The 19,971-nt window shown below is 68.1% G+C and carries 17 protein-coding genes; 1 reads left to right on the top strand and 16 read right to left on the bottom strand.

Annotated elements, in window-relative coordinates; all coding sequences use genetic code 11:
* Window positions 1-58: 58 nt before the first annotated feature.
* From ACFFGN_RS08250 to ACFFGN_RS08180, 15 genes are all read right to left on the bottom strand, one after another.
* Window positions 59-829, bottom strand: a complete 771-nt coding sequence (locus ACFFGN_RS08250; protein WP_380044793.1) for a hypothetical protein — start codon at window positions 827-829, stop codon at window positions 59-61.
* A 45-nt stretch (window positions 830-874) separates the two neighbouring features.
* Entirely contained in the window at window positions 875-2,086 is a 1,212-nt protein-coding gene (locus ACFFGN_RS08245; RefSeq protein WP_380044792.1) for an acyl-CoA dehydrogenase family protein, read from the bottom strand.
* Window positions 2,086-3,408, bottom strand: coding sequence for an acyl-CoA dehydrogenase family protein (locus ACFFGN_RS08240; RefSeq protein ID WP_380044790.1), 1,323 nt, complete (start codon window positions 3,406-3,408; stop codon window positions 2,086-2,088). Before ACFFGN_RS08240 ends, ACFFGN_RS08245 begins: the two co-directional genes overlap by 1 nt.
* A gap of 111 nt (window positions 3,409-3,519) precedes the next feature.
* Window positions 3,520-4,350 carry an NmrA/HSCARG family protein gene (locus ACFFGN_RS08235; protein ID WP_380044788.1) on the bottom strand — a complete coding sequence of 277 codons (831 nt, stop codon included), beginning with the start codon at window positions 4,348-4,350 and terminating at the stop codon, window positions 3,520-3,522.
* Between the two features lie 92 nt (window positions 4,351-4,442).
* The gene (locus ACFFGN_RS08230) at window positions 4,443-6,029 is read right to left on the bottom strand and encodes a phytoene desaturase family protein (protein WP_380044787.1); all 1,587 of its coding nucleotides are present in this window, start codon (window positions 6,027-6,029) and stop codon (window positions 4,443-4,445) included.
* 36 nt (window positions 6,030-6,065) lie between these two features.
* Entirely contained in the window at window positions 6,066-6,869 is an 804-nt protein-coding gene (locus ACFFGN_RS08225) for an HpcH/HpaI aldolase/citrate lyase family protein (protein WP_380044785.1), read from the bottom strand.
* A complete protein-coding gene (locus ACFFGN_RS08220; RefSeq protein WP_380044783.1) occupies window positions 6,863-8,050 on the bottom strand; it encodes a CaiB/BaiF CoA transferase family protein in 1,188 nt (395 codons plus the stop codon). The genes ACFFGN_RS08225 and ACFFGN_RS08220 overlap by 7 nt, the downstream gene beginning before the upstream one ends.
* Window positions 8,047-10,053, bottom strand: a complete 2,007-nt coding sequence (locus tag ACFFGN_RS08215; protein ID WP_380044781.1) for an SUMF1/EgtB/PvdO family nonheme iron enzyme — start codon at window positions 10,051-10,053, stop codon at window positions 8,047-8,049. The genes ACFFGN_RS08220 and ACFFGN_RS08215 overlap by 4 nt, the downstream gene beginning before the upstream one ends.
* Window positions 10,050-10,937, bottom strand: coding sequence for a ribokinase (locus ACFFGN_RS08210; protein ID WP_380044779.1), 888 nt, complete (start codon window positions 10,935-10,937; stop codon window positions 10,050-10,052). The genes ACFFGN_RS08215 and ACFFGN_RS08210 overlap by 4 nt, the downstream gene beginning before the upstream one ends.
* Window positions 10,934-12,229 (bottom strand): ADP-ribosylglycohydrolase family protein, encoded by a 1,296-nt coding sequence (locus tag ACFFGN_RS08205; RefSeq protein WP_380044778.1) that lies wholly within the window; start codon window positions 12,227-12,229, stop codon window positions 10,934-10,936. The genes ACFFGN_RS08210 and ACFFGN_RS08205 overlap by 4 nt, the downstream gene beginning before the upstream one ends.
* The gene (locus tag ACFFGN_RS08200) at window positions 12,226-13,359 is read right to left on the bottom strand and encodes an ADP-ribosylglycohydrolase family protein (RefSeq protein ID WP_380044777.1); all 1,134 of its coding nucleotides are present in this window, start codon (window positions 13,357-13,359) and stop codon (window positions 12,226-12,228) included. Before ACFFGN_RS08200 ends, ACFFGN_RS08205 begins: the two co-directional genes overlap by 4 nt.
* Window positions 13,359-14,639, bottom strand: coding sequence for an ABC transporter substrate-binding protein (locus ACFFGN_RS08195; RefSeq protein ID WP_380044775.1), 1,281 nt, complete (start codon window positions 14,637-14,639; stop codon window positions 13,359-13,361). The genes ACFFGN_RS08200 and ACFFGN_RS08195 overlap by 1 nt, the downstream gene beginning before the upstream one ends.
* A gap of 33 nt (window positions 14,640-14,672) precedes the next feature.
* The gene (locus ACFFGN_RS08190; protein ID WP_380044773.1) at window positions 14,673-15,506 is read right to left on the bottom strand and encodes a carbohydrate ABC transporter permease; all 834 of its coding nucleotides are present in this window, start codon (window positions 15,504-15,506) and stop codon (window positions 14,673-14,675) included.
* 5 nt (window positions 15,507-15,511) lie between these two features.
* Window positions 15,512-16,438, bottom strand: a complete 927-nt coding sequence (locus ACFFGN_RS08185) for a carbohydrate ABC transporter permease (RefSeq protein WP_380044771.1) — start codon at window positions 16,436-16,438, stop codon at window positions 15,512-15,514.
* On the bottom strand, window positions 16,435-17,400 hold the full coding sequence (locus ACFFGN_RS08180; RefSeq protein ID WP_380045081.1) for a LacI family DNA-binding transcriptional regulator: 966 nt from the start codon (window positions 17,398-17,400) through the stop codon (window positions 16,435-16,437). Before ACFFGN_RS08180 ends, ACFFGN_RS08185 begins: the two co-directional genes overlap by 4 nt.
* Before the next feature lie 308 nt (window positions 17,401-17,708).
* Between ACFFGN_RS08180 and ACFFGN_RS08175 the strand changes: the two genes are divergently transcribed.
* Window positions 17,709-18,164 carry a YchJ family protein gene (locus ACFFGN_RS08175; RefSeq protein ID WP_380044769.1) on the top strand — a complete coding sequence of 152 codons (456 nt, stop codon included), beginning with the start codon at window positions 17,709-17,711 and terminating at the stop codon, window positions 18,162-18,164.
* Between the two features lie 153 nt (window positions 18,165-18,317).
* Here the strand turns inward: ACFFGN_RS08175 and ACFFGN_RS08170 are convergent.
* Window positions 18,318-19,971: 13E12 repeat family protein (locus tag ACFFGN_RS08170; protein WP_512700328.1), on the bottom strand; the 1,654-nt coding region annotated here is incomplete at its 5' end.

Raw genomic sequence — 19,971 nt, 5'->3', positions numbered from 1 at the left:
CAGAACTACGGCTACTTTCAGCGCGTAGACACCTCGGCACCAGGCCTTATGCGCCGCGCTAGTCGCGTTCGATGCCGCGGGTGGGGGTTTGGTGAGTGGTGGGGCGGTCGGCGGGCGTTGTGGCGGAGGGGGGAGTTGCGCCTGCTGTGGGGGAGGTCGGGGCGCTGGGGTTTCCGAACGCTGCTTGGAAGGCTCGGAGGGTTTCTGGGTCTGTCGTTCGGCCCGATGGCGGGGTGGTCTCGCCCTTGGCTTCTGCTGTCTCCGGCAAGACGGTTTCGTCCTGCATCAGCTCTGCCGGCGCGGCCGGGGTGGGACCGTTCTGGGCGAGGGCGTAGGTGTCGGGGGCTGTGCCGCCGAGGCGGGCTGGGACCAGGTCGCCGTACCCTTGGGCGACATAGTCGTTCCAGAGATGGTCGCGTCGCTCGATCGACTGGTGATCGGTGAGGATGGCGTCGAACTCGACATCGGCGTACACGGTCGGCTGGTCGCCACCGATGGCCTTGTATCCGTCCATGGCGTACACCGTGGTGTTCGACTGCCGTGGGGTCGGCTCGTCGTCGTAGTACGAGCCGGGATCCGGCGGGCGGTAGCCGAGGTTGGGCTGCTCGATGGTGGTGCCCTTGCCGGCGATGACGGTACGTCGGGACTCGTCTCGACGAACCGTTCCACCGCGCTGGTATTCCAGGTTGGCGCTGGCGAAGCTGGCGCTTGAGTAGTTGACCTGCCCACCCTTCGCCAGGTGCTTCTGCACGAACTTCAGGTAGATCGGCAATGTCACTGCCGGATCGTTGCTGTATTCCGCTTCACGCTTGCGAATTCCGAACGCCATATCTCCAGGCTAAACCGGCAAGGAGTCACCGCACCCGGCTTCCACCTACTTGAGCTCGGTGGAGGATTTACCCAGCAGGCGGCGGGCGATGATCAGTTGCTGGATTTGCTGGGTGCCTTCGAAGATGTCGAGGATCTTGGAGTCGCGGGCCCACTTCTCCAGGAGTTCGTGTTCGGTGTAGCCGAGGCTGCCGGCCAGTTCCACGCAGCGCAGGGTGATGTCGTTGCCGATGCGGCCGGCCTTCGCTTTGGCCATGGATGCCTGCAGGGAGTTCGGGCGACCGTTGTCGGCCATCCAGGCGGCTTGCAAGGTCAGCAGGTACGCCGCCTCCCAGTCCGCTTCCATCTGGAGGTACGACGCCGCGGCCGCGGGCTGGCGGTGGACCGGGCGGTCGTAGTCCGGCTCCACCCCGGCCTCGGCGAGCAGGTCGCGCGTGAGTTCGAGGGCCGCTCGCGCGCAGCCGACGGCCATCGCGGCGACCAGCGGCCGGGTGTTGTCGAAGGTCTGCATGACCCCGGCGAATCCCTTGTCCGCGTTGACTTCCGGCGTACCGAGCAGGTTCTCGGCCGGGACGCGGCAGTTCTCCAGCCGGATCGTCGCGGTGTCCGACGAGCGGATGCCGAGCTTGTGCTCGAGCCGTTCGACGGTCAGGCCCGGGGTGTCCTTGAAGACCACGAACGACTTGATCGCGGCGCGCCCGAGGGACTTGTCCAGCGTGGCCCAGACCACCACCGCGTCGCAGCGACCACCGGCGGTGACGAAGATCTTCTCGCCGTTCAGCACATAGTGGTCGCCGTCGAGCCGCGCGGTCGTCTGGATGGCGGCCGAATCCGAACCGCAGCCGGGTTCGGTGATCGCCATCCCGGCCCACACGCCCTCGAACCGCTTCAGCTGTCCGTCACTGGCCACCGAGGCGATGGCGGAATTGCCCAGGCCTTGGCGTGGCATCGACAGCAGCAGGCCGACGTCACCCCAGCACATCTCCATGATCGACAGTACGGACGACAGGTTGGACCCGTTCTTCACTCCCCCATCGGCCTCGGCCTCACTACGCCGTACGCCGCTCGCTCCCGCGCCGGTTCCGGTACCGGAGGCGCCGAGGCCGTCGACCATGGCCGCGAGCATGTCGAGTTCTTTCGGATAGGCGTGTTCGGCCAGGTCGTAAGCGCGGGAGTTCGGCCGCAGCATCTCGGCCGCGACCTGGTGCGCCTGGTTGACGAACGCGCGGAACTTGCGAGGGGTCTCGAGGTTGATCATCAGACCAGCACCGCGCCTTCCATCACGCCGATGGCCCGCAGGTCGCGGTACCACCGTTCGACCGAGTGTTCCTTGACGAAGCCGTGACCGCCGAGCAGCTGGACGCCGTCGGTACCGATCCGCATGCCCTGTTCGGTGCACAACCGGCGGGCCAAAGCGGTTTCGCGCGCGAACGGGAGACCTTGTTCCGCACGCGAACCGGCCCGGTACGTGATCAGCCGCATGCCCTCCAGCTCGATCGCGATGTTGGCCACCATGAACGCGACCGACTGGCGATGGCTGATCGGCTCACCGAAGGCCGTTCGCTCGTTGACGTACGGGATGACGTAGTCGAGCACCGCCTTCGCGGTACCGAGAGACAACGCGCACCAGCCGAGCCGCGACAGCCGGATGCATTCGGCGTAATCCGCGGCCGAGCCGTCGCCCAGCAACGAGGCCGGCACGCCGTCCAGGATGACCCGGCTCAGGCTTGCCGCCCGCAGGCCCATCGCCGGTTCGGCCTCGATGGTGAGTCCCGGGTGATTCGATTCGACCAGGAACAACGCCGGCCCGTGGCCTTCGCGTTCGGCGGCGATCACGAACAGTTCGGCCTCGGCGCCGCGCGGCACGAGCGACTTGACCCCGGTGAGCACATACCCGTCGCCGGATCCGGCGACGGCCCGGGTCTTCAGCTCGAACGGGTCGAACAGCGGCCGGGGTTCGACGACGGCCAGCGCGGCGGCCGGACCGGAATCGCCGGTGAAGGCCGGGAGGTACGTCGCCTGCTGGGTCTCGTCGCCCCACAGCGAGATCGCCGTACTCACCGCGGCCGGCGCCAGGCACGCGACGGCCTGACCCATGTCGCCGTACGCCATCGCTTCAGCAACGAGTACGCCGGTGAGGGCGGACCGTTCGGTGACGATGCCGCCGAGTTCCTCAGGTACTTCGATCAGGTTGAGGCCGATTTCGGCGCTTTGGGCCAGCACCTTCGGATCAGTCGCGCAGGCGGTATCGGCCACGGCAGCCGCCGGGCGCAACGCCTCGGCGGCGAACTCGCGCACCACGCCAACGACCATCTCCTGGTCCTCGGTCGGCGTCAGGTCGAACTTGCCACTGCCCTTCGCCGCCGGCAACCGTGCGGGCTTTGCCGCTTTCGAAACGGCCTTGAAGTTCCGCGTCAGCGCCCCGGCCGTCCGGAAGCCGGTCTTGGTCGCCTCGAACACCACTCGCTCGGTCTGCTTACGCAGGCCCAGCCGGTCGATCGTTCGCGACTTCGACAGCCGGTTCAGCAGCGCGACGCCCATTCCGATCGCGTCCCGCCGGCTTTTCCGCGGCACCGTCATGCGCACACTCCCTGCTTCGGCACTCCGTGCGCCCACTGTAAACCGAAGTTACACCTCGTTTCACGTGACCCACGACACACCGCGGCCGTCGGCGGCAGCCGGGCGCGGTGGTCAGGCGCGGTTGACGATGAACTGTTCGACGGTGGTGACGGTGCCGAGCATGGCCTTGGTCTGCTCGGGATCGACCGCGACCTCGTTCGCGGCGAGCCAGCGCCACATCGTCGTCAGGTCCTTGCCGGTGAAGCGCTCGAACAGCCGAACCGGCATCGGAAAGCCGCGCGGCGACCGGCCCGTCACCCGTTGCCAGGTCTCGCGGCACTCATTGACCGACCGAATCTCCGCGGCCAGCGGAAGGTCCGTTCCGGCGTAGGTGTCCGGATCGGCGAAGACCCGCCCAGCCGCCGCGCCCAGATCGTCGACCGCCAGCCAGGGGATCGGCGTGTCCGGGCCGGCGAACCTGGGCATCAGCCGCCACATCGCCACCGGTGGATAGAAGTCCTTGTCGGTCATCAGTTCCATGAACGCCATCGGCCGCAACACCGTCAGCGGAATGCCCAATTCGCGCACGTAGTCGGCGATGATCAGCTTCGACTCCCAGGAGCCGACTCCGGTGCCGCGCAGTCCCGGACCAGCCCCGCCCTGAACCAGGTGCCGGACCCCCGTCGCGTTCGCGACGTCGGCGACATTCTTGCCCTGGGCCACTTCTCCGTCGATCCCCGCGATCATCGGGTTCTGCACGCTGTAAACGCCCCAGGCGCCTGCGAAGGCCGGAACCAGCGAGTCCGGATCCGCGAGATCGCAGCCGACCACTTCCGCGCCGAGGGACTTCGCCGCTCGGGCCCGGTCCGAGTCCGGCTTGCGGGTCAACGCTCTGACCTGCCAGCCATCCGCCAGCAGTCGGCGTAGTACCGCACCACCCTGCCGTCCTGTTGCCCCAGTCACCGCAATAATTCTGCTGTTTTCCACCCCACGGCCCTCCCCTCCACTCCCAGACTACGACGGCCAGCGGGTTTTGTAAGGAGGTCGGACGTGGGCTAGGCCTGCAGGCGGCGGAGCAAAGCTGTGGTGGGGCGGCGGGTCAGGAGGCCGAGGGGTGAGGCGTCGCGGAGGGCGGCGCGGGCGGCCAGCCAGCCGCAGGCGCCGTGTACGCCGGGGCCTGGGTGGATAGCGCTGCTGCCGAGGTAGAGCCCGTCAACGAAGGTCCGAGGTCCACCGAGTCCCAGGGTCGGACGGAAGATCAATTGCTGGTGGAGCTGGCTCGTGCCGCCACCCAGCGCACCGAGGCCCATCGCGGCGTTCTCTGCCTCGAACTGTGCGGGCCGCTGGACCTCCCGGTCGACCACCAACTCGGCAAAACCCGGCGCATGCCGTTCGAGCTGGCGATCCATCCGGCCTGCCAGCTTGTCCGCGGAGGCGTCATCTACGACGCCGCGCGGCAAGTGCGAATACGCCCACAAGGCCTCTGTTCCAGCCGGAGAACGGGTCGGATCCGCCGTACTCGTCTGTCCCACCAAGAGGAACGGGGCCGCGGGCAACCTTCCGGTCTCCAGGTCGGCTCCGGTGTGAACCAGCTCGTCCGCGTCCCCACCGAGATGTACGACGCCCGCGCTGCGTGCCGGTGGGGCGGTCCAGGGCACGGAGGCCGACAGGCGGTAGTTCACCTTGACCGTCGGGAAGTCCCATTCGTACTTGTCGAGGTCCCGCCGCAAACCCGCAGGGATACTTGCTGACGGCAACAGCTCGTCATACAGCACGGGCGCGGAGGTGTCCGCGATGACCGCCCGAGTCACGCCGATCGATTGCCCCGATGCCGTCCGTACGCCGCAAACGCGGCCGGCCGAAAGGGTGATGCCCAGCACCGGTTCACCGGTCCGGAAGGCCACACCCGATTCGCGCGCCCGGGCCACCATCGCCTCGGCCAGGCGGCCAGAACCACCTTCGACCACGGGGAATCCGACGTCCTGCGCCAGCATCGCGAGGAGCCAGCCCATGGTTCCGCTGACCGTCGCGGACGGCGGCGCGTCCGCGTGCATGGCGTTGCCCGCAAGCAGGGCTCGTCCGCGCGGACCGGCGAACAGCTCCTGGCCCATTCGATGCACCGGCAACGCCATGAACCGCGCGAACCGGCCCAACTCCCCCAGCGAGCCAAGCTGCCTGGCCAGCCGTCCGGCCGCTCCGACCGGCGGCCATCCGGTGAAAAGCGCCCGCAGGAACGGCTCGCGAATCCGCACATAGTCCTGGTAGAGCCGCAGCCAGGTGTCACCGTCGGCCGGATGATCCTCCGCGAGGCACTCCGCCGTACGCTCCGGGTCCGGGTCGATGAACGCCGTCGAGCCGTCCGGATCCAGCAGGTGCACCAAGGGCCGCGGGGCGTTCGCCCACTTCAGGCCGAACCGTTCGAGCTCCAGCGCTCGCAACACCGGCGAGGCCACCCCGAGCGGGTAGCACGCGCTGCAGTGGTCCGTGGTCCAGCCGTCCGCTGAGCTGGATCGAACCGCTCCACCCAGATGGCCGGAGGCCTCCAGCACCAGCACGTCCCACCCGGCATCAGCGAGTGCGATCGCGCTGACCAGACCGTTGGGCCCTGATCCGATCACTATCGCGTCGACGTTCTCCACCATGCCTTCGACCATAGGCCATGGCCCCACCGCGGCGGTTCAGCGTGGAGCCAGCGCCACCAGTTCGCGCGCCCGATTGAGCATGGCAGGGTCGACCATCCGCCCGTCCGGTAACACCAGCACGCCGCCATCCGCGGTACCCGCCTGCGCCACGGCGTCGAGCAGTTCCATCGCCTTGGCCAATTCCTCCTGCGTGGGCGTGAACGCCTGCACGATGACGGGAAGTTGTGCCGGGTGGATCGCGGCGCGCCCACTGAAGCCGAGAGCCCGGCCGGCCAGGCAGGAGTCGCGCAACCCGTCGGAGTCGTTGACGTGTGGATAGACCGACATCATCGGTGCACCCAGTCCAGCCGCACGAGAGGCCGAAACGAGCCGGCCACGCGACCACGCAAGGCCTTCCGGTCCATCAACGCCGAGCAGACCCGCCAGATCGGATTCGCCCAAACCGATCGCGGCGACGCCCGAACACGCGATCTCGAAGGCGCGTTCGACTGCCAACGGTGACTCCAGCAGCGCGGTGATCCTTGCGCCGGGCAACAAGTCCAGCACGCGTCGTACGTCGTCCGCGCTCTCCACTTTCGGCAGGCGGATCCTCAAGCCGGCACCCAGTTCCGCCAGCGCCCGCAGATCGTCGTGTCCCCACGGCGAGTCGAGCGAATTGACCCGAACCTCCACCGCGGTTTGTTGCCCATCGAGCCATTCGGCCGCGTCCACCCGCGCGGACGCCTTAGCCGCAACGGGCACCGCATCCTCGAGATCGACGATCACCAGATCCGCTCCGGCGCCAGCGGCCTTGGCAAAACGCTCAGGCCGGTCGGCCGGCACGTAGAGCGCCGTCAGCACACGCCCTCCGCTCGCAGCTCCGCCAACCGCTCGGGCGAAACCCCTACCTCCGCAAGCACCTCGGCTGTATCAGCTCCATGCGCACGCCCGGTCCACTTGATCGCGCCGGGCGACTCCGACATCCGGAACAGCACGTTCTGCATCTGCAACGGCCCGAAGTCCTCGTCGTCCACGGTCGCGATCGTGCCGAGGGCAGCGTACTGCGGATCGGTCGCGATGCCCCGTACGTCGTACACCGGCCCCACCGCGGCCTCGGCCTTCTCGAACGCCGACAGCACCTCGTCCAACGGCCGGGCCGCGATCCACGAACCGACGGCCTCGTCCAGCTCGTCGGCATGTTCCGCCCGCTCGCGTCCGCTCCCGAACCACGGCTGCTCAACCAGGTCGTCGCGACCGACCAGCCGCAGCACGCGTTCGGCGATGCTCTGCGAACTGGTGGAAACCGCGACCCACTCGCCATCGACGGTCCGGTAGACGTTGCGCGGAGCGTTGTTCGACGAGCGGTTCCCGAGCCGCGGCTGCACGTACCCCAACTGCTGGAATGCCGTGATCCCGCCGCCGAGCATCATCAGGATCGGCTCGATGATCGCGAGGTCCACCACCTGTCCCGCGCCGGACACGTCCCGCTCGCGCAGCGCCACCATCACGGCGTACGCCGTCGCGAGCGCGGTGATGCCGTCGGCCAGCCCGAACGGCGGCAGCGTCGGCGGCCCGTCGGGTTCACCCGTCACCGCGGCGAATCCACTCATTGCCTCGGCCAACGATCCGAACCCCGGCCGGGACGACCACGGTCCGACCTGACCGAACGCCGTCACCCGGGCGATCACCAGGCGCGGGTTCGCCTCGAGCAGGACGTCCGGGCCAAGGCCCCAGCGTTCGAGCGTGCCGGGGCGGAAGTTCTCGATCAGTACGTCGTTGGCGCGAACCAGGTCGAGGAAGACCTCACGCCCTCGGGACAGATCGAGTGTGGCGAGCCGTTTGTTGCGCCCAAGGGTCTTGAACCACAGGCCGATCCCGTCCTTGCTCGCACCGTGCCCGCGCGCGGCATCGGGCTTGCGCGGGTGTTCGATCTTCGTGACGTCGGCCCCGAAATCGCCGAGGAACGTGCCCGCGAGCGGTCCCGCGAAAAGCGTTGCCGCCTCCAGCACCTTGATGCCCTGCAACGGAGCGGCACGGGTCATGCCGCGTCCACCGCGCAGCGGAATCCGATCCACGCGGACCGGTCCAGCCCGGCACCGGTGAGCACCAGCTTGAAGCTCACCTCCGGGTCCTGCGGGCCACCGTCGGCGTACCAATCGGAGCCTTCGGCAACATAGTCCGAACCGCCCTTGAGAATGACGAACCGGCTCCGGCCGTCGTCGTGCTCACTCTCGGTCCAGTTCCACACCATCGGCGCGGCCCGGCCGAAGGCCTCGTCGCCGGCCGCGACCTGCCACTCGTCCTCGGTGGGCAGGCGTCCGCCCCGCCAGGCCGCGTAGGCGCGCGCGTCGTCGAGGTCGACGTAGGTGACGGGCTGGTTCTCCGTTCCCGGCGACGGCGACCCGCCTTGCCAGTGGGCCAGGAAGCGGTTCGCGATCAGTGGTTGGTAGTTGGCCTCGGCAACGAATTCCGCGAACTGCGCGTTCGTCACCTCGCTGGTTGCCACCGACACCGAACGAAGGGATACCGCGCGCTCGATCGTGACGATGTCGTGCAGCCTTGGCGGCAACGGCTTCCACTCCTCGACGTACGGCGCCTCGCCGTACAGGCCCGTCTCGCGACGGCGGAAGCGCACCGGCAACGTCAATTCCTGAGCCGGTACGGCGATCAGCGGGCCAAGATCCGCCTCGCCACCGGTGATCGGTGGTTCGCGCCGAACCGCCGGCGCAGCCGGGAAGGACGCGTCCGAAACGTGGGCCCGGGGCAACGATCCGAGCTCGCGGGCGGTCGCGCGGCACGAGGAACCGGCGGTCGCGCCGACCCGGACGATGCCCGTCACGCCGCGCGCCGGTACGAGCACTCGCACGCCGTCGGAATCCGCCGTCAACGGAACACCCGTGGTCACGTCGTACCAGTCGCCGACCAGGTCCTCCGAACGCAGGGCCAGGCCGTCGAAGTCTTGCTCGCTGCGGTTGATCAACGTCCAGAAGGTGACGTCGGCCAACTCGAACCGCGAGCCGAACACGCCGTGGACCCGGGCCTCGTCCGGCACCTCCGGCGTGAGCGGGGTCCACTCGCCGCCGATCAGCACCGGCGAGAACGCACGCTGCGCGGCGGTCATCCGGCGCAACGTCGAGCGGTCGCGCGCGTTCCAGCCGACCCAGGACGAGAAGACCGACTCCCAGACGAGAATGCCGCAGCCGTTCACCCAGGCGGACTGCAGTTCGTCGCTGTGATCGCGGTTCCAGCGACGGGTGTGGTGCATCATGTGCCGGCGCTCGAACACGTGCGCCCGCAGCACGCCAGGCGCGCGCGAATCCGCGAACCACTGGGCCCAGGACAACGCGTGATCGCCGATCCTTGCCAATGGCAACCGTGATTCGCCTTCGAACACGATCGCCGGGTTCGCCTTCTCCAGCGCCCGGGTGAAGGTCGGCGAGCCCTCCTTCAGCGTGTCCAGGAAGACGCCGTCGGCACCGAGGTCGCCGACCAGCGCGGCGAACTCGTCCGCATCGGGCCTTTCGGCACGCCGGGTGCCGATGTCCCAGGGGTTGTAGTCCAAAAACACCTTTACACCCAGCTTGTGCAGGCTCGCGACCAACGCGTCCAGCCCCGGCACATCGCGGTAGAAGTCGAACTGGTTGCGGTCGTCGATTCCGATCACGGGATACGCGTGCCAGAGCACCACGGCGTCGTAACCGCCGAAGTCCTCGACGCCACGTTCGATCAGGCGCGCCGGAGTGAAACGGCCGGTTTTCGCGTTGTACAGCAGGTTGTCCCACAGCCAGACGAGTCCGACGCTGTAGCAGGTTCGGGTCCATTCCCGGCCAGGTACGTCGTAGTGGCTGCCGTCGTACGCCGTCCGGATTCGGGCGTCATCGCACCACGCCGCCAGCCGGGCGCGCCAGCGGGCCCAGTCGGCGGGATCCTCCGGCGCGGCGAGGATCTTGCCTTCGTCCAGCCGGCTCAAGTCTGCGTTGTCGCCCAGGTCGACGACCGTGGGCTGATCGATGGGTCGGGGTACGAGTGGATCGAACGGGGTCACGGGTACACCTCGGCATAACGTGCGGCGATGTCGTCGGCGGTCGGCACGGACGGAATCGCACCGGCGGCCTGGACACTGAGCGAGGCAGCAACTGTGGCCCGGCGAACGGCCTCCGGCAACTCGGAGCCTGTCGCCAGCGTGGCGGCCAGCACCCCGCAGAAGGTGTCTCCCGCCGCGGTGGTATCGACCACCTCGACCTTGACCGCGGCGACCTTCAGCGGTTCGGCGTCCCGGGTGAGCACCAGTGCACCCTCGCCACCAAGCGTGATGACCACGGCCGGCACGCGCTTGAGCAGCACCTCGCCAGGGTTGTCCGACGTACCCGCCACGACGGATGCCTCGTGCTCGTTCACCACGAGCAGGTCGACATCGGCGAGCAGGTCGTCGTCCAGCGCGGCGGCTGGTGCGGCGTTGAGCACGAAATACCGGCTCTCGCGGGCCGCCTCGCGGACGGTGTCGAACGGGATCTCCAGCTGCGCGAGCACCACGTCCGCCGCCCGGATCGCGGCCCGGGTGTCGTGGTTGAGCCGCAGGTCGGCGTTCGCCGCCGGCGCGACGGTGATCGCGTTCTCGCCGTCGGCGTCCACGGTGATGATCGCCGTACCGGTGGGCGTGGTGGTGGTCGAGGCCAGCGAGAGATCAACGCTCGCATCCGAGAGCACTGCTCTCAGTAGTTCGCCGGGCTCGTCGTCACCCAGCGAGACGACGAACCGCGTGGTCGCGCCCGCACGGGACGCCGCCACCGCCTGGTTCGCGCCCTTGCCGCCCGGACCGCGGCTGAGCCCGCTCGCCAGCACCGTCTCCCCCGGCCGCGGGATCCGCTGCACCGGCAGCACCAGGTCGACGTTCGCGCTGCCGACCACCACCACACCCTTGCCACTCACCGAGTCGCCACCTCCACTGTCCGCCGTGCCAGTTCGTCGATCCGTACCTGGTCCATGCCCGGGAGACTGGTCGCGATCCGGTTGCGCAACAACCCGGCCCACTCGTCCGGAACGCCGTGCAGCGCGCCGAGCACGGCACCCACCGTCGCACCGGCCGAGTCCGTGTCCCAGCCCCCCATCACGGCAATGCCGATACCGGTGCCGAAGTCCCCCTGGGCCGCGGTCAGCGCATAAGCCGTCAGAGCACTGTTGTTCACCGAATGCACCCAGTGCAAACCTCCGTAGCCGGCGTGCAACTCGTCCAGCGCCTTGTCCAGGTCGAGATCCGCCAGGCTCACACCGAACCGGACGGCCTGTGAGATCGCGCCATCGGCCGGCAACACCCGCAGGCTGGCGTCGATGACTGACTCCGCATCGTCGAGCACCAGCGCCGCGGCCGACATCGCGGCCACCCAGACGGCGCCCTCGACCCCGGCACCGGTGTGACTCAGCCGCGCGTCCGCGACGGCCAGGCGGGCGGCGGCGCTGAGGTCACCCGGATTGACCCAGCCGTACACGTCGGTCCGGATCTGAGCGCCGATCCACTCGCGGAAGGGGTTGCGGACCAGCGCCGTACGGCCCGGCTCAACACCGGCCAGCAGGTTCCGGTACGCGACCCGTTCGGCCGTGAAGACGCGTCCCGCGGGCAGGTTGTCGAGCCAGGCCTGCGCGACCGCCTCCGTACTGAGCCCGGCCCCGAACCGCTCGACCATCTGCAGGGCCAGGATCGCGAAGTTGAGGTCGTCGTCCTCGGGCATGCCGTTGATGTTCTCGCGCAGACTCGTCGGGCGGCTGCGCCGGTTCCACGGCCACCGCGCCTGCACGTCGTCCGGGACCCCCTTGGCGGTGATGTACCGCCGCAGTGGCCACTGTCCGGAACTGGCCAGGATTTCCCGGATACCCTCGCGCGGAATCTTCTCCACCGGTTTGCCCAGCAAACACCCCGCCGCCCGGCCGGCCCACGCCTGTACCACCCGGTCGGACTTGCTTGCCCCAGACAACGAAACACCCGCTGGTACGACGAACTCGGGCGGCGTCGGCGTACGGGCGTCCAGGAGGTCGAGCAACTCCAGCGCGAGCCTGCGTTGCGCCTCGTCGGCCGGTTCCGCGGAGGCACCTGATACCGGCGCCACGACCGATCCGCCCGCGGCGATCCAGCGGGCAGCCACGTCCTCCACCTCGACGCCTTCGGAGCGGGACTGGACCAGCTGATGCGGCAGCAGGTCCTCCGGTTGCACCCACGTCAGTCTCATCGCGCCAGCGCCGCCATCGTTTCCGCGCGGGCCTGGCGGCGTCGTTCGTCCGCCTCGTGCAGGTCGCGCGCCACGGAGGCCATCACCCGGCCGGGCTGTTCCAGGTCGGTACGGCTCGCCTCGGCGACCGTGGCGGCCCAATCCGCGGGCACCCCGGCCAGACCACCGAGCGCCCCGGTCACCGCGCCCGCCATGCTGGCGATCGAATCCGCGTCCCGACCGTAGTTGGTCCCACCCAGCACAGCCTGACGGACATCGCCGTCCGTGACCAGTACAAAACCCAGCGCGACCGGAAGTTCCTCGATCGACTTCGTCCGGCTCGGCCTGCGCGCGTCGAGGGACTGGTCGCGGTAGTGCGGTCCCACCGTGTCGAACGGTTCGACAGCCGCCCGCAATACGGGGATGGCCTCTTGCCAATCGGCGAGACCACCTGCCGCGTCAACTACCGATTGGACAGCCTGACGCGTGCCGTCCTTCGCGAGGGCCAGCGCCGCCTCTACCGCCGTACGCGCCGTCGCTCCCGGGATCATGGCCGCCGCGACGGCCGCCGCGAACACCCCGGCCGCCTCCCGCCCGTAGCTCGACTGGTGCGCGCCCGCGAGGTCGATCGCCTCCGCGTAGGCCCCCGCAGGATCACCTGCGTTCGCGATACCGACCGGCGCGACGTACATCGCGGCGCCACAGTTGACGATGTTGCCGACACCCGCTTCGCGCGGATCGATGTGCCCGTAGTGAAGACGGGCCACCAGCCACTTCTCCGCGAGGAAGACCCGTTGCAGCAGCAGCGCCTCCGTCTCCAGCTCGGGGATCCACCTCTTGCCGTCGAGCAACTTCGGTACGAACGACTCCGCGATCGCGTGGGCGTCCAGGTGCGTACGCCGTTCGTCGTACACCTCGACCAGCGCATGCGTCATCAACGTGTCGTCGGTGATGTGCCCGTCACCCTTGTGGTACGGCGCGATCGGGCGCGCGTTGCGCCAGTCCTCGAACCACGGGCCGACGATGCCGGTCACCCAGCCGCCGTGGCGTTCGCGGATCTGCTCGGGCGTCCAGCCCTCGACGGCGCCTCCGATCGCGTCACCGACCGCGGAGCCGACGAGGGCGCCTACCGCCTTGTCCTCGAGTCGCATCAGCTGTTGGCCTGCTCCCAGCCATCGTTGAGCTTCTTGCCCAGTTCGGCCAGATCGATCTTGTTCGCCAGGAACTCCTGCAGCGCGGGCGTCGCCACCTGGTCCTTCCACTTCGGATAGTTGTCGACGCTCTGGAACGGCGCCTTGGTCAGTTCCTCGCCACTGGCCAGCATCTGCTTCCACCCCTGCTTGCCACCCGTGGCCTGCTCGATCGCGTCCCGAGCCGCCTTCGTGGTCGGGATCAGCCAGTCACCCTGGCCCACTGCCGCGAGGTTCTCCGCCTGCATGAAGAAGTCGATGAACTCGGCCGCCTGCTTGACGTGCTTGCCCTCGGCCGGAACCGACAGCGTCTGCGGGTTGGCGGCCTGCTTTTCGCTCGTACCCTTCAGCGGCGGCAGTACCTCCCAGGTGAAGCCCTTCGGCGCCTGCTCGACGATCTGCTGCGCGGTGTAATTGCCCGCGACAACCATCGCGTACTTGCCGGCGAAGAATCCGGGCAGTGCGTCCGAACCACTCTGCGTCAGCGAGGTCGGCTCGATCGACTTGTCCGTGTGGGCCATCTCGTGAATGCGCTTCGGCACCTCGAGTTCCGGTTCGCCGATCTTGGCCTTGGCGTCCCGGCCGCTGCCCTCGAAGAAGGCCGCGTCGAAGTTCATACCGAGGTTCAGCACGGTGGCCGTCGGGCTCTTCAGACCCCAGCCCAGGCCGTACTTGCCGCCGGTCGTGAGCTTCTTCGCGTTGGCCCGCAGGTCGTCCCAGCTGAGGCTCTCGCCCGTGGTGGCGATACCCGCCTGCTTGAGCAAGGCGGAGTTGCCGAAGACAACGTACGACTGGAGCAACGTCGGCGCGCCGAAGATCTTGCCGTCGCTCGAGACCGAGTCCCAAACCCCTTGCGGTACGGAGTCTTTGGTTGCCTGCGACAAGTAGGGCGAGAGGTCCGCCAGGTATCCCTGCTGCGCGAAACCGGTGATGTCGGCGGACTCGTCGTGAATGATGTCCGGCGCGGTGCCGCCCTGGAACTGCGTGACCAGCTGGTCGTGCACGGAATCCCAGCTGCCCTGCACGTACTCGACCTGGACGTCGGGATGGGCGGCGTTCCAGTCGGCAACGATCTTCTTGCTCGCGGCAACGGTGGTCTTCTGGAAGGCCAGGCTCTGGAACTTCAGCGTGATCTTCTCGCCGGGCGCCGGATCACCGCCGCCATCGCCGCCGGATCCGCCACAGGCGGCCAGCAACACCAGTGAGCTCGCCGCGATCAGGGCGATCAGTGGTTTCCTCATTTTGTTACTCCTCAGGGGATCGCTCGGGAAGTACTAGCCCTTCACCGCGCCGCTGAGCAGACCCGAGGTCAGCCGGCGTTGCAGGAAGGCGAAGAACACCAGGCTCGGCACGGTGGCGAGCACGGACGCGGCCGCGAGGGGCCCGATCTGGACCTGGCCCTCGGCCCCGACGAAGCGGGCGAGCACCAGCGGCAGCGTTTTGAGTTGCGGGTCCTGCAGCAGGACCAGGGCGAAGAAGAACTCGTTCCACGCCGAGATGAAGGTGAACATCGCGGTCGCGATCAGCCCGGGCCGCAGCAACGGCATCACGATCAGCACGATGGTGCGCACCCGGTTGGCGCCGTCGACCGCCGCGGCCTCCTCCAGCTCGCGCGGCACGGCGGCGACGTACCCCTGCAACATCCACAGGGCGAACGGCATCGACCAGACCATGTAGACGATGACCACACCGGGAATCGTGTTGGTGAGGTGCAACGGCCGCAGGATCATGAACAACGGAATGACGATCAGGATGACCGGAAAGACCTGGCTGACCAGGATCCAGCCGTTGGTGATCGGCCGCAGCCGGCTGCGGAATCGCGCCAGCGCGTACGCGACCGGGAGCGAGACGATGATCACCAGGATGGTCGTGGCGATCGAGATCTGCAGGCTGTTCGCCATCGACCGGATCAGGCCTTGTTCCTGCAGTGCGCCGGTGTAGTTGGACAGCTGCGGGCTCTTCGGGAACAGCGAAGGCGTGACGCTCGCGAACTCGCGCGGTGACTTGAGCGAGGTCGAGATCAGCCAGAGCAGGGGAAAGCCGAGGAAGATCAGGTAACAGCCGACGGCGACGTACTGGAAGGTGCGGGTGGTCCGTTTTGTTCTCATGGTCCTCACGCCTCGCTTCGGAGGCGGTTGCGGAGGTAGAACCCGAGGAACACGATGATCAGTACGACCATCACGTCACCCATCGCGGCGGCCATCCCGAAGTTGCCGTAGCGGAAGGCCTCGTTGTACGCGAACAACATCGGCAACATCGTCTTCCCACCGGGGCCACCCGCCGTGAGCACGTAGACCAGGCCGAACGAGTTGAAGTTCCAGATCATGTCGAGACTGGTGATCGCGACGATGACGGTCTTCAGCTGCGGCACGGTGATATGCCAGAACTGGTGCCAGGTGCTCGCACCGTCCACCGCCGCCGCCTCGTACAGCGACCGGTCGATCGACTGCAGCCCCGCGAGCAAGGTGATCGTGGTCATCGGCATGCCGACCCAGATCCCGACCACGATCACGGCAGGCAACGCGGTGTTGAAGTCGCCGAGCCAGTTGATCGGATGGTCGGTGATGTTCAGGCCTTGCAGTACGCCGTTCACCGGGCCGTTGGTCGGATGCAGCAGCAGGCGCCACATGATCGCGACCACCACGGGCGGCATCGCCCACGGGATCAGCGCCAAGGTGCGGGCGACGCCGCGGAAGCGGAGGTCCGCGTTCAGCAGCAACGCGAGCCCGAACGCCGCCACGAACTGGAGCACGGTGACCGCGACGGTCCAGATCAGGCCGATCCGGAACGACGCCCAGAACAGGTCGTTCTGCAACAGCCGGGCGAAGTTGTCGAAGCCTACGAACTCGGTGGTGACGTTCAACCCGGCGCGGGCGTCGGTGAACCCAAGGGCGATGCCGCGGATCAGCGGGTAGACGCTCAGCAGCAAGACGGGCAGCAGCGCGGGCAGGAAGAGGTAGATCGCCTCGCGGTTCTGCTTCCTCTTCGGCGTGGGCCGGGGCTCGCTCTGGTGCGGAGCCGGGGCGATCACGGTTGTCACGGGGTGGACCTCCGCACGCTCAGCGTCGGCTGTACGACGATGCGCCGCGGCGCGCGAGTGGCGTCCTCGATCCTTGCCAGCAGCAACTCGGCGGCGCGCCGGCCTCGTTCGGCCGAGCCGAGGTTCACGCTGGTCAGCGGCGGGAAGGACTGTTCGGCGAGCTCGCTGTCGTCCATGCCGATCACTGCGACGTCATCTGGGACTTTGAGACCGCGCTCGGCCAGTACGTGCATCAAGGCAACGGCCAGCAGGTCGTTCGCGCAGACGATCGCGTCGGGCCACGTGTGCTTGAGCAACTTCGGCCCGGCTGCGCGGCCAGCGGCGAAGGTGAAGTCCGCCGCCTCAACAGTCCCTGCCGGGGTGAGGCCGAACTTCTTCATCGCCTCGGCGAATCCGCGTGCCCGGGCCTCGCCTGGCACGGTGTCGGCTGGACCGTTCACAAAGGCGATACGTTTGCGGCCGGCCTGTTTGAGGTGACCTACCGCCAGGGTCATGCCCTTGGGCGAGTTCGCGCGCACGGTGTCGACGCCGGCGCTGGCGGGGACGCTACCGGCGACGACGACGGGAACCTCGCACTCGCGGATCGACTTGATGAGGTCGTCGTCTACTCGCAGCGGGCTGATCACGAGTCCGTCTGCGTAGCCGCGGGCCATTCCTCTCACCAGGGCTACCTCGTCCACCACGTCGGGGCCGGTGGTGGTGACGACCAGGCGGTACCCGGCGGCGGCGACCACGCTCTCGACTGCGCGCATCATCGTGACGTAGACGGGGTTACCGACGTCGGCGACAGCCAGGGTCAACTGGAACGTACGGCCCACCTTCAGCGAGCGAGCCCGTGAATCCGGAACATAGCTGAGCTCCTCGGCGGCCCGTCGTACCTTGTCCGCCATCTCGGGCGTGGCCGGCTGCCCGTTCAGCACCCGAGAAACCGACGCAACCGACACCCCGGCCGCCCGAGCCACCGCAGAAATAGTCGGCCGACTCACCGCCACTCCCCTCTCATTCGCACTCGCTGAACACCTGGGCCGGGTCGCCCTCGGAACCGCGGCTAGTCGCCTCCAGTAGCCGCGGCCGTTTTGCCATCGAGACATGGCTGGTTGCCGTCGCCGTGACACTTAAGGCGGGGCCGTACCGTCTGCGCCGACGCTGGCGCCGGCCGTAGCGCTTTGCCTCACTTCACTGGAGCTACCACCGTCTGTAATCGTTCTTGTAATCGTTTACAGACGATAAGCCGCCGGGCTGTGACCGTCAATGCCCGAGAATGTGCTCGATGAACCTCCAGGCCTTCTGCCCCTGCGGCGCAATCGCCCCCACTGACGACTCCACGTTCACCCCCGGCGTCGGCGTCGGTTCAGGGTTGGGTGGCGGCGGGCGGTTGGCGTATGACGCGTGCTGTCGGCCATTGCACGATGGGGAGGCGCAGGCGGAGACGGCCGAACGGCTGATGCGCTCGCGCTATGCGGCTTATGCCGTTGGCAACCTTGACTACGTGTTCCGTACTTGGCATCCCCGGACCCGGCCGGACGACCTGTCCCCCGATTCTGGTCTGCGTTGGACCGGGTTGACGATCGTGGACACCACGGATGGCGGACCTGACGACGAGACTGGCGAGGTCGAGTTCGTGGCCACCTTCACCAACCACGGCACGGTCGGCGAACTCCACGAGCGTTCCCGCTTCAGCCGCCGCGCCAGACGCTGGGTGTACGTAGACGGCACTCTGTACTAGCCCTCCCGCCGCCGCCGCGGACGCTGAGCGGCCGCGGATGGGGCGCCGCTCAGGACGATGCGACCCTGTGCGCCACGACTGAACGGGTGGTTGACCGATGCCGCCGCCCCGAGGCGTCGTGGGTGACATTGGCCGCCTGGGTGGCGGGCGCAGTCAGGGGCATCCTCGGGGGCGCGGGGCGACGGGTCTGACGTTCGGTTTTGTGGGGGGACTCGCCTGGGGGGCGTCGGGTGGCATTGGGGGTGGATCTGCCGGGGGTAGGTCTTGAGTCGAGCTGCGGATCGTCTGCGAGCGCAGGGGCGTCTGGGGTTGGGGAAGGGGTGGGGTGAGGACTCCCGTGGTGAGGTTGACTTGGCCGAGGTATTGGGTGCCGGTGTGGTCGACCAGGTAGCGGGCTCCTCGTGGGCTGGTCCATTCGACGCTGCCGTCGGGCAGGATGAGGTTGCGCCAGCCGCCGTGGGTTTTGGCGTTGTGCGGCAGGCGTGTGACCGGTGTGAGGTTTTTTGTGCTGGTTTGGCCGGGTGGACCGTTCTTGCTGAACGGCCGCACATGGTCGAGATCCGCGCCCAGGGTTGTCTCGGTTGTTGCCCAGGGCACCATCGGAGTCGGGTAGCGCAGTTTCATCCACTCTCTGAGCCGGTGGGGTGCTTCGTAGGCGTCCACGCTGATCTGTTCTCGCAGGTCGATGACCGGCTTGAGGACGACGTGTTCGTGAGCGATTAGTTCCTTCAGCTGCGAGACCAGCATCGGGCCGATTCCTTCTACCCGCGCGACGCCTTCGCCGGAGAGCAGGGCTGCGTCGGTGATGTGCACGTAGAAGGTGTGCGGCGTCCGCTTGCCACTGCGGTACTTGATGTCAGCGAGCAACTGGTCCAGCGGCACATCCTCGTCGTCGGCTTCGCGTGCCTTGGAATGCCTTCCGCCCGCGAGCTTGCTATCGGCGTCAGCGGGGTGGCTGGCGTTGGGGTCCGCGTCCGTGCTGGCACCACGGCTCGCTTTCGCCTCGGCGTCGGCGTCGGCGTCGGCGTCGGCGTCAGTGTCGACGTCACCCTCGTCCTCGGCATCGGTATCGAGGTCGGTGCCGGCCTTGGCCGGAGCGTCAGCGTTGGTGTCGGCGGCAACGCCAGCGTTGGCGGCAAAGTCGGCGTCGGCGTTCGCGTCGGCGGGTGGATTCGCATTGGAGGGCTGGGGCGAGGGGGTGCCGGGCGGGGTGGAAGTGGGGCTGGCGGCTTTGCGGCGGCCGTGGCTGCGGAGTTCGAGGGCGGCGGCCGGATCGGCGAGTAGGCCGAGGGCCTTCGCACGGCGCTGCTGGTGACTGTCGGTATCACCGCACAGCGCCAAGATCTCGGCGAGTTCCTCGACGGCCGCGTCCAGGCGGTTCGCATCACCGACCGCGGTACGAGCGATCACCGACTTCGTACCGTGCTCATTAGCCCGGCCCAGCCACACACCACGCTGCCGGGCGAACAACTCCGCGTCAGCCTTCGCCTTCTCCGGATCGGCCTGCATCTTGGCAGCGGCGACGATCCGGCCCAAACGGGCTGGAGTGACCTTGTTGATGATGCCACTCACCCGGTCATCCACGATTCCCGCCGCCACCAGACTCAGGGAAAGGCAGGCACGGGCAACCTGACGGGCACGCCACGGTTCAGCTTTGCCGGCCAGAACCTGCGCGAAAGTCTTAGGGAAACGGTGCCGCAACGCCAGAGCCTCACCCAGATAGGCCGCCGCCGCCCCGTGCGACATCCCCAACCGCCCACCGAACTCCATCGCACAAAACTCCGCCAACGGCGGACACCCCTCACCC

It is taken from the genome of Kribbella deserti, from assembly GCF_042434725.1.
In the GTDB taxonomy this organism is placed as follows: domain Bacteria; phylum Actinomycetota; class Actinomycetes; order Propionibacteriales; family Kribbellaceae; genus Kribbella; species Kribbella deserti.
The sequence above is the reverse complement of the archived record's forward strand: the minus strand, read 5'-3'. Positions and strand labels throughout refer to the sequence as shown.